The 14,079-nt window shown below is 70.0% G+C and carries 12 protein-coding genes; 8 read left to right on the forward strand and 4 right to left on the reverse strand.

Features of this window, described 5'->3' with window-relative positions; translation table 11 throughout:
- Positions 1-2 precede the first annotated feature (2 nt).
- Positions 3-2,090: an alpha-1,4-glucan--maltose-1-phosphate maltosyltransferase gene (locus BHQ18_RS12450; protein ID WP_069413934.1), complete on the reverse strand. Its 2,088-nt coding sequence runs from the start codon at positions 2,088-2,090 to the stop codon at positions 3-5.
- A gap of 137 nt (positions 2,091-2,227) precedes the next feature.
- On the opposite strand from BHQ18_RS12450, the gene BHQ18_RS12455 reads away from it, so the two are divergent.
- From BHQ18_RS12455 to BHQ18_RS12465, 3 genes are all read left to right on the forward strand, one after another.
- Positions 2,228-4,852 carry a glycosyltransferase family 1 protein gene (locus tag BHQ18_RS12455; protein ID WP_069413935.1) on the forward strand — a complete coding sequence of 875 codons (2,625 nt, stop codon included), beginning with the start codon at positions 2,228-2,230 and terminating at the stop codon, positions 4,850-4,852.
- A complete protein-coding gene (locus BHQ18_RS12460; protein ID WP_069413936.1) occupies positions 4,849-5,697 on the forward strand; it encodes a virginiamycin B lyase family protein in 849 nt (282 codons plus the stop codon). Before BHQ18_RS12455 ends, BHQ18_RS12460 begins: the two co-directional genes overlap by 4 nt.
- Positions 5,698-5,779: 82 nt before the next feature.
- Entirely contained in the window at positions 5,780-6,541 is a 762-nt protein-coding gene (locus BHQ18_RS12465) for an MspA family porin (protein ID WP_234794164.1), read from the forward strand.
- A gap of 5 nt (positions 6,542-6,546) precedes the next feature.
- On the opposite strand, the gene BHQ18_RS12470 is transcribed toward BHQ18_RS12465, so the two are convergent.
- The 3 genes from BHQ18_RS12470 to BHQ18_RS12480 all read right to left on the reverse strand — a co-directional run bounded on the left by BHQ18_RS12470 (position 6,547) and on the right by BHQ18_RS12480 (position 11,338).
- Complete coding sequence (locus BHQ18_RS12470) at positions 6,547-7,983, reverse strand: neutral zinc metallopeptidase (protein ID WP_069413937.1); 1,437 nt, start codon at positions 7,981-7,983, stop codon at positions 6,547-6,549.
- Between the two features lie 48 nt (positions 7,984-8,031).
- Positions 8,032-9,909: an ATP-dependent DNA helicase gene (locus tag BHQ18_RS12475; protein ID WP_276046312.1), complete on the reverse strand. Its 1,878-nt coding sequence runs from the start codon at positions 9,907-9,909 to the stop codon at positions 8,032-8,034.
- A 67-nt stretch (positions 9,910-9,976) separates the two neighbouring features.
- Positions 9,977-11,338, reverse strand: coding sequence for a nicotinate phosphoribosyltransferase (locus BHQ18_RS12480; protein ID WP_069413939.1), 1,362 nt, complete (start codon positions 11,336-11,338; stop codon positions 9,977-9,979).
- 24 nt (positions 11,339-11,362) lie between these two features.
- Between BHQ18_RS12480 and clpS the strand changes: the two genes are divergently transcribed.
- The 5 genes from clpS to BHQ18_RS12505 all read left to right on the forward strand — a co-directional run bounded on the left by clpS (position 11,363) and on the right by BHQ18_RS12505 (position 14,079).
- Positions 11,363-11,677 carry an ATP-dependent Clp protease adapter ClpS gene (clpS, locus tag BHQ18_RS12485; protein WP_069413940.1) on the forward strand — a complete coding sequence of 105 codons (315 nt, stop codon included), beginning with the start codon at positions 11,363-11,365 and terminating at the stop codon, positions 11,675-11,677.
- Positions 11,678-11,684: 7 nt separating this feature from the next.
- A complete protein-coding gene (aosR, locus tag BHQ18_RS12490; protein WP_069413941.1) occupies positions 11,685-12,269 on the forward strand; it encodes an oxidative stress transcriptional regulator AosR in 585 nt (194 codons plus the stop codon).
- A gap of 4 nt (positions 12,270-12,273) precedes the next feature.
- Positions 12,274-13,293 (forward strand): P1 family peptidase, encoded by a 1,020-nt coding sequence (locus BHQ18_RS12495; protein WP_069413942.1) that lies wholly within the window; start codon positions 12,274-12,276, stop codon positions 13,291-13,293.
- A 77-nt stretch (positions 13,294-13,370) separates the two neighbouring features.
- Positions 13,371-13,784 (forward strand): M67 family metallopeptidase, encoded by a 414-nt coding sequence (locus tag BHQ18_RS12500; protein WP_069413943.1) that lies wholly within the window; start codon positions 13,371-13,373, stop codon positions 13,782-13,784.
- A 13-nt stretch (positions 13,785-13,797) separates the two neighbouring features.
- Positions 13,798-14,079, forward strand: a complete 282-nt coding sequence (locus BHQ18_RS12505; RefSeq protein ID WP_069413944.1) for a MoaD/ThiS family protein — start codon at positions 13,798-13,800, stop codon at positions 14,077-14,079.

Here is a 14,079-nt window from a genome sequence, read left to right on the forward strand (position 1 = left end):
CGTCACTCCCTACGCAGCAGATTGAGTCGTTGGTCGGCGGGCACCTGTGGCATGTTCAGAATGTGGGCCACTGCCCGCGCAGGTTCCAGGCGCACGTAATTGGCCTGGCCCCACTGGTATTCGTCTCCGGTGATCTCGTCGCGCACCCAGAACCGGTCGAACGGCTCCATTCCCAGTGCGCCCATGTCGAGCCACAGGGTCCCCTCCTCGGCACCGAACGGGTTGAGGGTGACCACCACCAGCACCTGGTCGCCGGAGACCGGGTCGAACTTGCTGTAGGCCAGCAGCGCGTCGTTGTCGACATGGTGGAACCTGATGGTGCGCAGTTGGTGCAGGGCGGGGTGCACCCGACGGATCTCGTTGAGCCGGGTCAGGAATGGCTCAAGTGACTCGCCGTCGGCGAGCGCGGCCTCGAAGTCTCGGGGCCGCAGTTCGTACTTCTCGGAGTTCAGGTACTCCTCGCTGCCCTCGCGCACCGCGCGGTGCTCGTAGAGTTCGAAGCCCGAGTACACCCCCCACGCCGAGCTCATCGTCGAAGCCAGCACCGCGCGGATCGCGAACATGCCCGGGCCGCCGTGCTGCAGGCTCTCGTGCAGGATGTCGGGGGTATTGACGAACAGGTTCGGGCACGCGTAGTCGGCGTGTTCGGCGATCTGTTCGCCGAACTCGGTGAGCTCCCACTTGGCGGTGCGCCAGGTGAAGTACGAATACGACTGTGTGAAGCCGAGTTTGGCCAACCCGTACAGCCGCGCCGGACGGGTGAACGCCTCGGAGAGGAACAGCACGTCGGGGTCCTCGTTCTTGACCTGGCCGATCAGCCAGGCCCAGAAGTTCGGCGGCTTGGTGTGCGGGTTGTCGACCCGGAAGATCTTGACCCCGTGCGCGATCCAGTGGCGCACCACCCGCAGCACCTCTTCGTAGAGGCCGGCCGGGTCGTTGTCGAAGTTCAGCGGGTAGATGTCCTGGTACTTCTTCGGTGGGTTCTCCGCGTAGGCGATGGTGCCGTCGGGCAACACGGTGAACCACTCCGGGTGGTCCCTGGCCCACGGGTGGTCGGGAGCGCACTGCAGCGCGAGGTCGAGCGCGACCTCCATGCCCTCGTCGCGGGCGGCGGCGACGAAGTCGTCGAAGTCGGCGAGCGTGCCCAGCTCCGGGTGCACCGCGTCGTGGCCACCCTCGTCGCTGCCGATCGCCCACGGCGACCCGACGTCGTTGGGCGCGGCGGTCACGCTGTTGTTGCGGCCCTTGCGGTGCACCTTGCCGATCGGGTGGATCGGCGGCAGGTAGACGACGTCAAAGCCCATCCTGGCGATGCGCGGCAGCGCCTTGGTCGAGGTCGCGAAGGTGCCGTGCACGGGATTGCCGGTGGCGTCCCAGCCGCCGGTGGAGCGCGGGAAGAACTCGTACCAGGAGCTGAACCGCGCCTTCTGGCGGTCCACCCAGATGCCGTACTGGTCGCCGCGGGTGACCAGCTCGCGCAGCGGGTAGGCGTCGAGCAGCTCGCTGACCTCGGGCGACAGTGCCGCGCCGGCGCGGGCGAACGGGTCACCGGGTTCGCGCAGCCGCGCCGCCGCGTCGATCAGCGGATAGCGGTGCTGGCGCGGCACACCGGTGGCGGCGCGTTCCAGCAGTTTCGCGCCCACCAGCAGATCGTTGTTCAGTTCCGATTCGCTCTGGCCGGCGTCGAGTTTCGCGGTGACGTTCTTGCGCCACGTCGCCAGCGGATCCCCCCATCCGTCGACCCGGTAGGTCCACAGGCCGGGGCAGTCGGGGGTGAAGGTGCCGTGGAACACGTCGGGCGTCCGGCCGGTGGACATCGGTAAGTGCTGGGGCTTCTTGCGCGGTGACGCGCCGATCACCGTCTCGATCGGCACCGGATCGGCCGATTTGACCAGTCCGGGCGGATCGGCGGCCAGCTGCGGATAGCCGGGGCCGTGGTAGCGCACGACGAGGGTGGCCGCGACGGCGTCGTGGCCTTCGCGCCAGACCGTCGCGCTGATCGGCACGACCTCGCCGACGACTGCCTTGGCCGGGTAACGCCCGCCCGAAATGACAGGCGCGACGTCATCGATCCCGATACGACCGGCCACTCACCACTCCTTCAGTCGAGTTCAACAAGCCTCGTCGCGCCCTATACCCACCGTAATGCTCAGCCCAACCCAAAGCGGGCCAAGCAGTGCGACCGCGCGGTCTGCACACCGCCGGATAGTCAGTAAGGTTGAGTCGCGTGAAAGCTCTCCGCAGGTTCACCGTCCGTGCCCACCTGCCCGACCGGCTCGCCGCGCTCGAACGGCTGTCGGTCAACCTGCGCTGGTCGTGGGACCGCCCCACCCAGGATTTGTTCGAGACCGTCGACGAGGAACTCTGGAAGCGGGTCGGCTGCGATCCGGTCGGATTGCTCGGCCTGGTCAGCCCCAAACGGCTCGACGAACTGGCCGTCGACGACTCGTTTCTGCGTCGTCTCGACGGGTTGGCCGCCGATCTCGACGACTATCTGAGCCGGCCGCTGTGGTATCAGCAGGAGGTCGAGCACGGCGCGCAGCTGCCCAACGGCATCGCGTACTTCTCGATGGAGTTCGGCGTCGCCGAATCGCTGCCCAACTATTCCGGCGGGCTGGGCATCCTCGCCGGCGATCACCTCAAGTCGGCGTCGGATCTGGGTCTGCCGCTGATCGCGGTCGGGCTGCTGTACCGCTCGGGCTACTTCCGGCAGTCGTTGACCGCCGACGGCTGGCAGCACGAGAGCTACCCGTCGCTCGACCCGCAGGGCCTGCCGCTTCGGCTGCTCACCCACCGCGACGGCCGCCCGGTTCTCGTCGCGGTCGCGATGCCCGACGACAACCAGCAGGACCACGAGCTGCGGGCGCGGGTCTGGATCGCCCAGGTCGGCCGGATCCCGTTGCTACTGCTCGATTCCGATGTCCCCGAGAACGACCACGACCTGCGCTCGGTCACCGACCGGCTCTACGGCGGTGACCAGGAACACCGGATCAGGCAGGAGATCCTGGCCGGGGTCGGTGGCGTGCGCGCCATCCGGGCCTTCACCGAGCTGGAGGGCAGGCCGGCGCCCGAGGTGTTCCACATGAACGAGGGGCACGCGGGTTTCCTCGGTGTCGAGCGCATCCGCGAATTGATCGACGCCGGACTGGATTTCGACACCGCGCTGACGGTCGTGCGGTCCTCGACGGTGTTCACCACGCACACGCCGGTGCCCGCGGGTATCGACCGGTTCCCGGTCGAGATGGTTCGGCGCTACTTCGGCGGCTCCACCGACGGGCCGTCCGGCGCGATGTCGCGGATGCTGCCGGGTTTGCCGCTGGACCGCATCATCGCGTTCGGCGAGGAGGAGGACCCGACCAAGTTCAACATGGCCCACATGGGTCTGCGGCTGGCGCAGCGCGCGAACGGCGTCTCGCAGTTGCACGGCCGGGTCAGCCGGGAGATGTTCAACGATCTGTGGCCCGACTTCGACCCCGGCGAGGTGCCGATCGGCTCGATCACCAACGGGGTGCACGCGCCGACCTGGGCGGCCCCGCAATGGATGCAACTGGGTCGCGAGCTGTTGGGCAGCGAGGATCTGGCCGAGGCGCGCGAACCCGCCGTCTGGGAGCGTCTGCACCAGGTCGACCCCGGGCACATGTGGTGGATCCGGTCGCAGCTGCGGGAGCAACTGGTCAACGACGTGCGCGCCCGGCTGCGTCGGTCCTGGCGGGAACGCGGTGCCTCCGAAGCCGAATTAAGTTGGATCGCAACCGCATTCGATCCCGGCGTGCTGACCATCGGCTTCGCCAGGCGGGTGCCGACCTACAAGCGGCTGACGTTGATGCTGCGCGACCCGCAGCGGCTGGAACAGTTGCTGCTCAACGACGAACGGCCGATCCAGCTGATCGTCGCGGGGAAATCGCATCCCGCCGACGACGGCGGTAAGGCGTTGATCCAGCAGGTGGTTCGGTTCGCCGACCGGCCCGAGGTGCGGCACCGGATCGCATTCCTACCCGACTACGACATGTCGATGGCCCGCCAGTTGTACTGGGGTTGCGACGTGTGGCTCAACAATCCGCTGCGGCCGCTGGAGGCGTGCGGGACCTCGGGGATGAAGAGCGCGCTCAACGGCGGGCTGAACCTGTCGATCCGCGACGGGTGGTGGGACGAGTGGTACGACGGTGAGAACGGCTGGGAAATCCCGACCGCCGACGGTCTGGCCGACGAGAACCGGCGCGACGACATCGAGGCCGCGGCGCTCTACGAACTGCTGGAGAGTGTGGTCACGCCGAAGTTCTACGACCGCGACGAGCGCGGCGTGCCCACCCGGTGGGTCGAGATGGTGCGGCATACGCTGATCGCGCTGGGGCCCAAGGTGCTGGCCTCGCGGATGGTTCGCGACTACACCGAGAAGTACTACGCGCCGGCCGCGCAGTCGGTGCGGCGCACCGTCGAACCCGGCGACGACGGCCAGCCGTTCGGCGCGGCAAGGGATCTGGCCGCGTACCGGCGCCGGGTGCAGGAGTCGTGGTCGAAGATCAAGATCACCGACGTCGACAGCTACGGGCTGCCGGACACCCCGCTGCTGGGCTCGGAACTGTCGCTGACCGCGACCGTGGATCTGGCCGGGCTGCGGCCCGACGAAGTCACCGTGCAAGCCGTGCTGGGCCGCGTCGACGCGACCGATGTGCTCATCGACCCGGTAACGGTCCCGATGGCGCACACCGCGACCGCCGACGGGGGTAACGAGGTCTTCTCTGCGACGGCGCCGCTGCCGGTCGCCGGGCCCGTCGGCTACACGGTGCGGGTGCTGCCGCACCACCGGTTGCTCGCCGGCGACAACGAACTCGGCCTCGTCACGCTCGCGTGACGGCCGCGCTGAAGGTCGCGCTCGACGGCGGACCCTACGGGTTGACGGCCGGTCCGGACGGCGCGCTGTGGGTGACGCTGGCGCAGTCCGGCGCAATCGCGCGGGTGTCGCGCACCGGTGAGGCGACGGTGTACCCGCTGGAGCCGCAGGCCCGCCCGACGATCATCACCGCCGGGCCCGACGGCGCCCTGTGGTTCACCCGCAGCGGGGACAACCGCATCGGCCGCATCAGCACCGGCGGCGAGGCCGTCGCGTTCGACCTGCCCGACGGCAGCGACCCCTACGGCATCACCACCGGACCCGACGGGGCGCTGTGGTTCACCGCGATGACCTCCGGCGAGATCGGGCGCATCACGGTCGGCGGCGAGGTGACCAGCCGGGCGGTGGTGGGCGGGATGCCGTCGATGATCACCGCCGGGCCCGACGGCGCGCTGTGGTTCACGCTCAACGAGACCGCCGCCATCGGGCGCCTGACCGTCTCCGGCGACCTGACCGTGCGCGAAACCCCTACGCCCGCTTCGGGACCCGTCGGCATCGCCGCGACCCACGACGACGCCGTGTGGTTCACCGAGATCCGCGCCGAGCGGCTCGGCCGCATCCCGATGGACGATGCGATCCAGGAGATCGACCTGCCCGGCAAGCCCCACGCGGTGGCCGCCGATCCCGACGACGGGGTGTGGGTCACGCTGTGGGGTTCGAGCCAGTTGGCCCGCGTCGGCGGCGACGGCGACATCGTCACGATCGACCTGCCGAGGGACAGCGAACCGCACGGCGTGGCCGTCGACGGTGACGGCGCGGTGTGGGTCGCGCTGGAGGCGGGGTTCGTGCTGCGCATGCCCTCCTGAGCTCAATTCGGGGATCTGTCGTCGGCGGGCAAACGGCGCGCGGTAGGTTCCGAAGCGTTGCTAACGACTGGAGGACACGTCGGTGACGTTCGGGATTGTGCTGCGACGCGGCATCACGGTGGCCGCTATCGCGGGTGTGTTGGGAAGCGGCGCGGTCGCGCCGGGGGCGGCCGACCCCGAACCGCAACCCGTGGTGGTCGACGCGTCATCGGCGCCGCCCGAGGCCGCGCCTCCTCCCGGTGAGCTGCCCCCGCCGCCCGAGGGGGCGGTGGCCTCCACCCCGCCCGCGACCACCGAAACCCCCGACGGCTGGCGTCTGACGCTGGGCGCCAAAGACGAGACCCAGGCACCGATACCACCGCTGACCACGGCGCTGTCGTCGCGCGAGTACGTCGTCGGTGGGACCTACACCGGGTCGCTGACCGGCCCCGGCGAGGACGAACCGCCGCACGGCACGCTGGAAGTCGGTTACGAGATCGGCTGCGGAATCGACATGAGCACGTCCAACGGTGTGTCGCTGACCGGCACCGCGGGCATCAACCCGTCGATCGGCCTGATCGGCACCGACTTCATCTCGCCGTTTCCCGACGGCCTGGTGCCCGGGCTGGGCGGCAACATCGGCGGCGGCATCACCGTCGGTCTCAAACCCGGCCTCGTCAACGTCATCCCGGTGACGAAGAAGGAGTACACCGGCGCCGAACCGTGGGTGATGGTCAGCCACTTCCGGGTCAAGATCGACGGTTGCGTCGGCGAGTCGTTCATCCGGTCGTATGCGTTCCTGAGCAGGTCCACCGACATGTCGGACGCGATCGTGGCCTGGTACGGGGTGACCAAGAAGGTGTGAGCGGATCAGTCGAACCGCTTGAAGCACCGTTCGACGTCGCCGAGCACCCCGACGCGGAATGCGTCGATGCGAGAGAATCCCGACGGCACCGACTCGCCGTTGACGTCGCTGGCCACCAGCCCGTTGGTGAGGATGCCCGAAACCGCCTCGTCGAGGTCACCGGCGGTCAGCGCGACGGTGTTGCCATCGGGTGTGACGACCGGCCGCGACAGCTCCGTGGTCGCGACCCCGGTCAGACACGCGGTGCGCAGCGCGGCCTCGGCGTCGTCGAGGTCGACGCCGCCGTGCTCCCGCTGCAGGGCCTGCACGTAGCGCGACATCAGCACCGAGTAGGCCGTGTTGTCGCCGGCGGCCAGCGCCATCGGGTCGTCGATCTCCGGCGGCGCGCCGAGCTCGGCGAGTTCATCGAGTTCCACCGAGATCGTGTTGGTGGCGGGGCAGAACGAGACCGGGGGACTGGGTCGCGCGTCGGGGCAGTCGGCCGGTTGGAAGGACAGTTGCGGTGGGTTCGCCGGCGCGAACACGATGTCCATCGCGTCGACGATGGCCCGCACCGACGTCTCGGAGACCTCCCAATCGCCGCTTTCGTCGGCCTCCAGCAGGACCGGCAGATCGCCGCGGCGCTGGCCGATCTCGCGCAGGTCGATGCCCGCACACGCCGTGGCGCCGTCGGTGAAGCCGAACTGGAACGCCGAGAGCCGTTCGAACGCCGAACCGTGCTCGTCCACGCCGACCTCCGGGTCGTCCTCGCTGAGTAGTGGATCGCGAAACGAGATCACCGCGGCGAGGACGCTGTTGAGCCCCTCCCCGGTCGACACGGTGAACCTCGGCGAATTGTCCTCGGCCACCCAGCGCATGTACGCCCCCGCCAGGCAGTCGGCCTGCTGTTCGGATACCAGCGTCGGGGTGTCCTGGTCGACCAGGCCCGCGTGGAACTGGACGGCGTGCCCGTACTCGTGGGCCAGCACCATCGTCACGCCCATCTCGCCGTGCGCGCGCCGCAGGCTCGGCAGCATCTCGCCGCGGTCCCACCCGATGGTGTTGTCGTCGCGGCAGAAGCCCGCGTTCACCAGCGCGTAGGTGTCTGTGCCGCAGAAGCCGATGCTGTCGAATCCGTTTGCGTCCCAGGAGTACACGTCATCCACCGGGGTGAACCGGCCGCCGAACACATCGCCGTAGGCGCCCTCCCAGAACAGTTCGATGTCGCTGATCGCCTGGCGGGCCAGTGTGTCGTCCTCACCGCCGTCGGTCCCGATGACCACGCGGGTCGGCGCCTCGGCGTCCGGCCGCAGGCCGGTCGGCCCGTCGGTGGCGGGCATCCCCGCGACGCGGAACGGGTCGGCGAACACCGAAACCGGTTCGCCCGCAAGCGTCGTGGTGCAGCCCGACACCAGCACCGCCGACACGGCCGTGAGGGCGGCCGCCAGCGTTCGTCGGCTCATGGACGCCGCCTCTCGTCAGAAATCGCTGACCAGAATAGGAAACAATCATCACGCGCGGAGACGTTCGAGCGCCTCGCGCACCCGTGCGGTGTTCGTCGTCGCCCAGTACGGCGGCAGCGAGGCCCGCAGAAACCCGCTGTAGCGGGCGGTGGCCATGCGGGAATCGAGCACCGCGACCACGCCGCGGTCGTCGACGCTGCGCAGCAGGCGGCCCGCGCCCTGGGCCAGCAGCAGCGCGGCGTGGCTGGCGGCCACGGCCATGAACCCGTTGCCACCGCGCGCCGCCACCGCGCGCTGGCGCGCGGTCAGCAGGGGGTCGTCGGGCCGGGGGAACGGGATCCGGTCGATCAGCACCAGCGACAGCGAGGGCCCCGGCACATCGACGCCCTGCCACAGCGACAGCGTGCCGAACAGCGACGTCTCCGGGTCCTCGGCGAACCGCTTGACCAGAGCCGACGTGGTGTCCTCGCCCTGACACAGCACCGGGGTGTCCAGTCGCTCCCGCATGATCTCGCTGGCGGCCTTGGCCGCGCGCATCGAGGAGAACAGCCCGAGCGTGCGGCCGCCGGCGGCGGTGATCAGCGCGGCGATCTCGTCGAGTTGTTCGGCCGAACCGGAACCGTCGCGGCCCGGTGGTGGCAGATGCGCTGCGACATAGAGGATTCCGGATTTGGCGTGTTCGAACGGCGAGCCGACGTCGATTCCGCGCCACCGTTCGTCGGTGAGTCCCCAGGCCGCGGCCATCGCGTCGAACGTGCCGCCGATGGTCAACGTCGCCGAAGTCAGCACCGTGGTTGCGTGCTCGAACAGCCTGGTGCGCAACAGACCTGAGACGGCCAGCGGCGCGACCCGCAGCAGTGTGCGCGTCGTGCCGCGCGACTCGTCCCGTTCCAGCCACACCACGTCGGTGCGGTCGGGGATCGCGGGGACGAAGGAGTCGAGGATGCGCGACGCGGTGTCGCCGAGATCGGTCAAGGCGGTGACGGCCTCGGTGCGGGCCGACGCGGCGGCCGGATCGCTGGGTGCGGTGTCGATGGCCGACCGGACCCGGTGCGCGGCGTCGCGGACCGCGGTCAGGTAGGTCGCCAGCTCGTCGTCGAGGACGTCGATGCGGCCGGGCGCGGTGTCGTGGATGGCCGACGCCAGCGTCGCCGTCGCCGCCTCCAGTCGCTGGGCGAGTTCCTCGTCGACCAACCGCGCCGACCGGCGCTGCGCGACCGACATCGACGTCGCCGACAACTCCCCGGTGGCCACCGACGTCACCCGGTCGACCAGTTCGTGGGCCTCGTCGACGACGAGCAGCCGGTGTTCGGGCAGCACGGCCGCGTCGGAGATCGCGTTGATGGCCAGTAACGCGTGGTTGGTGACGATCACGTCCGCGTGGCCGGCCTTCTCGCGGGCCTTCTCCGCGAAACAGTCGGCGCCGTATGGGCAGCGCGCCACCCCGATGCACTCACGCGCCGACACGCTGACCTGCGACCAGGAGCGGTCCGGCACGCCGGGCTTCAGATCGTCGCGGTCGCCGGTGTCGGTGTCCGAGGACCAGGCGATCAGCCGCTGCACATCGCGGCCCAGCGCGCTGGCCGCGACCGGTGAGAACAGCTCCTCCTGCGGCCGGTCGTCTGGTTCGGCGGCCCCGTTGTGGATCTTGTTCAGGCACAGGTAGTTTCCGCGGCCCTTCAGCAACGCGAATTCGGGGGTGCGGGGCAGGGCGCCGGCAAGCGAGTCCGCGAGCCGGGGCAGGTCGCGGTCGACGAGTTGGCGCTGCAGCGCGATCGTCGCGGTGGAGACCACCACGGGTTCTTCCGCGGCGACAGCCCGCGCGATCGCCGGCACGAGGTAGGCCAGTGATTTGCCGGTGCCGGTGCCGGCCTGCACCGCGAGATGCTCGCCGCTGTCGAACGCGCGCGCGACGGCCTCGGCCATCTCGATCTGGCCGGTGCGCTCGCTGCCGCCCAGCGCGGCCACCGCGGTGTGCAGCAGTTCGATGACCTCAGAGGTGTCGGACGTGGCGACCTCCCACGCCTGGCGGGATCAGCCGCGTCGGGACCGCCGGTTCGCCGCGGGAGAGCGCCAGCCCGTCCCACGGCAGGCTCGTCAGCCCGTCGGCCACGTGCCTGCGGGCGGCGTCGAAGTCGAAGGAGACGACGGGCTCGCCGCCGCAGACCAGCGGCACGGTCAGCGACCGCGCCTGCACCCCTTCGGGGAGCTCGGGCGGGCGGCCGTACGGGTGGACGACCTCTTCGACGATCGTGCCGGTCGGCTTGGCCAGTCGCAGCGCCTGCTTGCGGCCGCCGTGGGACTGCTTGTGGCTGCTGCGCTTCTCCACCGGGATCCCGTCGACCTCGGCGAGCTTGTAGACCATGCCCGCCGTCGGCGCGCCCGACCCGGTGACCAGCGACGTGCCGACGCCGTAGCTGTCGACCGGTTCGGCGCGCAGCGACGCGATCGCGAACTCGTCGAGGTCGCCGGACACGACGATCTGCGTTTTGGTGGCACCCAGCCGGTCGAGTTGGGCGCGCACCTGGCGGGCGAGCACCCCGAGGTCGCCGGAGTCGATGCGGACGGCGCCGAGTTCGGGGCCGGCAACCTCGACCGCCGCGGCGACACCGGCGGTGATGTCGTAGGTGTCGACCAGCAGCGTGGTGCCGACTCCGAGCGCGTCGACCTGCGCGCGGAACGCGGCGCGCTCATCGGGGCCGTCGGCGGTGGTGTGCAGCAGCGTGAACGCGTGGGCGCTGGTGCCCAGCGCGGGTACCCCGTGGCGGCGCTGCGCCTCCAGGTTCGACGAGCCGGCGAACCCGGCGAGGTAGGCGGCGCGGGCGGCGGCGACCGCAGCGTGTTCGTGAGTGCGCCGCGAGCCCATCTCGATGAGCGGGCGGTCTCCGGCGGCGCTGACCATGCGGGCGGCGGCCGAGGCGATCGCGGTGTCGTGGTTGAAGATCGACAGCGCCAGGGTCTCGAGGACGACGCACTCGGCGAACGTGCCGTGCACCGACAGCACCGGGGAGCCGGGGAAATAGAGCTCGCCCTCGGCGTAGCCGTCGACGTCGCCGGTGAACCGGTAGTCAGCCAGGAAGGCCAGCGTCTCGCGGTCCAGGAATTCCGATACCGCGGCCAGTGTGTCGTCGTCGAATACGAACTGCGCCAAAGCATCGAGGAACCGTGCGGTGCCCGCCACCACGCCGTAGCGGCGGCCCTCGGGCAGTCGGCGGGCGAACACCTCGAAAGTGGTGCGCCGGTGCGCGGTGCCGTCGCGCAGCGCCGCCGCGAGCATCGTCAGCTCGTACTTGTCGGTCAGCAGAGCAGACGATGCGCCGGTCACACCGCCACCGTAGTAGCTCGGAGCCGCCATTCGGCGTTGGCTATCCTGAACGACATGGTTACGCCGGCCAAGGCTCGACCGGGGACCCGCGAGGAGCGGGACGTCAAGTCCGTCCAGCGCGAGGACGCGGCCGCCGACACCCCGTGGGTGACCATCGTGTGGGACGACCCGGTGAATCTGATGACCTACGTGACCTACGTGTTCCAGAAGCTGTTCGGCTACAGCGAGCCGCACGCCACCAAACTCATGATGCAGGTCCACACCGAGGGCAAGGCGGTGGTTTCGGCGGGCAGCCGCGAGTCGATGGAGATCGACGTGTCCAAGCTCCACGCCGCCGGGCTGTGGGCCACCATGCAACAGGACCGCTGACAGACACGTGCGTAAATGGAAACGGGTCGAGACCGCTGACGGCCCGCGCTTTCGGTCAGCCGTCGCCGCGCACGAGGCCGCCCTGCTGCAGAGCCTGGCCCAGTCGCTTCTCGGCATGCTGGAGGAGCGCGAATCCTCTGCGCCCGCAGACGAACTCGAAGCGATCACCGGTATGCGCACCGGCAACTCCACTCCGCCCGACGACGAGACCATGAAACGGTTGCTGCCGAACTTCTTCCGGCCGCAGACCGAGCACCCCGCGGGGTCGACCGCCGCCGAGAGCCTCAACGGCGCGCTGCGCAGCCTGCACGAGCCCGAGATCATCAACGCCAAACGCGATGCGGCGCAGACACTTCTGGACACGCTTCCGCGCGACGGCGGCAAATTCGAGCTGTCCGAGGACGACGCGCACGCCTGGGCGGCGACGGTCAACGACATGCGGCTGGCGCTGGGCACGATGCTGGGCATCTCCTCGGACGGCCCCGACGCGCTGCCCGCCGAACATCCGATGGCCGGTCACCTCGACGTCTACCACTGGCTGACCGTGCTGCAGGAGTACCTGGTGCTGGGGCTGATGGGAAAGAACAGGTGAGCCGATGAGTTCGATCACCGACGTCGCCGGGATCCGGGTCGGACAGCACCACCGGCTCGACCCGGACGCGGCCCTGGGGTCGGGCTGGGCGAGCGGCACCACGGTCGTGCTCACCCCGCCGGGCACCGTCGGCGCGGTCGACGGCCGGGGAGGCGCGCCGGGCACCCGCGAGACCGACCTGCTCGATCCCGCCAACTCGGTGCAGCACGTCGACGCGGTGGTGTTGACCGGCGGCAGCGCCTACGGCCTTGCGGCCGCCGACGGCGTCATGGTCTGGCTCGAGGAACAGGGCCGCGGGGTCGCGCTCGACGGCGGCGTCGTGCCGATCGTGCCCGCCGCGGTGATCTTCGACCTGCCGGTCGGCGGCTGGCAGTGCCGACCGACCGCGGAGTTCGGCTACACCGCCGCCCAGCAGGCGGGCACCGAGGTGGCGGTCGGGACCGTCGGCGCAGGCACCGGTGCGCGCGCCGGCGTGCTCAAGGGCGGGGTCGGCACCGCGTCGGTACAACTGGATTCCGGCGTCACCGTCGGCGCGCTGGTGATCGTCAACAGCGCCGGCGAGATCGCCGACACCGCGACCGGTCTGCCGTGGCTGGCCTATCAGATCGACGAGTTCGGGCTGCGGCGTCCGCCGGCCGAGCAGATCGCCGCGTTCGCGGCTCGCAGGCTGGAGTACAGCCCGCTCAACACCACGATCGCCGTCGTGGCCACCGATGCGGCGCTGAGCGCAGCGGGCTGCAAACGCGTCGCCGTCGCCGCCCACGACGGGCTGGCCCGCACCATCCGGCCGTGCCACACCCCGATCGACGGCGACACCGTGTTCGCGCTGGCCACCGGCGCGGTCGAGGTGCCGCCGGACCCGACGACGCCGGCGTCGATGTCGCCGGAGGTCCCGCTGATCACGCAGGTCGGGGCGGCCGCGGCCGACTGCCTGGCCCGCGCCGTGATGGTCGGTGTGCTGGCCGCGGAACCGGTGGCAGGAATACCCGCATACCGGGATCTGTTGCCCGGAGCGTTCGAGTAACCGCGAAACTGCGTTCCCGCAGCCGTTTACTCGATCTTTCGCTGCTGGAATACAGTTTCGGGCAGAAAGGGGTAGCTGTGCTGGTCATCCGAGCGGATCTGGTCGACGCGATCGTCGCCCACGCCCGCGCCGACCATCCCGACGAGGCGTGCGGGGTGATTGCCGGCCCGGAGGGCTCCGATCGTCCCGAGCGCTTCATCGCGATGACCAACGCGGAGCGCTCGCCGACGTTCTACCGGTTCGACTCGATGGAGCAGCTGCGGGTGTGGCGGGCGATGGACGAGGCCGACGAGGTGCCCGTCGTGATCTACCACTCGCACACCGGGACCGAGGCCTATCCCAGCCGCACCGACATCTCCCTGGCCCAAGAACCCGACGCCCACTACGTGCTGGTGTCGACCCGCGACCCCGAGGAACACGAACTGCGGAGCTACCGCATCGTCGACGGCGTCGTCACCGAGGAACCCGTCAAGATCGTCGAGCAGTACTAGAAAGGCTTCACCGATGGCAGTCACCGTGTCGATCCCGACCATCCTGCGCACCCACACCGGCGGGGAGAAGCGCGTCACCGCGACCGGCGAGACGCTCGCCGCCGTGATCAGCGACCTGGAGGCCAACTACTCCGGCATCTCGGACCGGCTGATGGACAAGGACAAGCCGGGCAAGCTGAACCGCTTCGTCAACATCTACGTCAACGACGAGGACGTGCGGTTCTCGGGCGGGCTGGACACCGCGATCTCCGACGGCGATTCGGTGACCATCCTGCCCGCAGTCGCAGGAGGCTGA

Source organism: Mycolicibacterium flavescens, from assembly GCF_001722335.1.
GTDB lineage: Bacteria > Actinomycetota > Actinomycetes > Mycobacteriales > Mycobacteriaceae > Mycobacterium > Mycobacterium flavescens.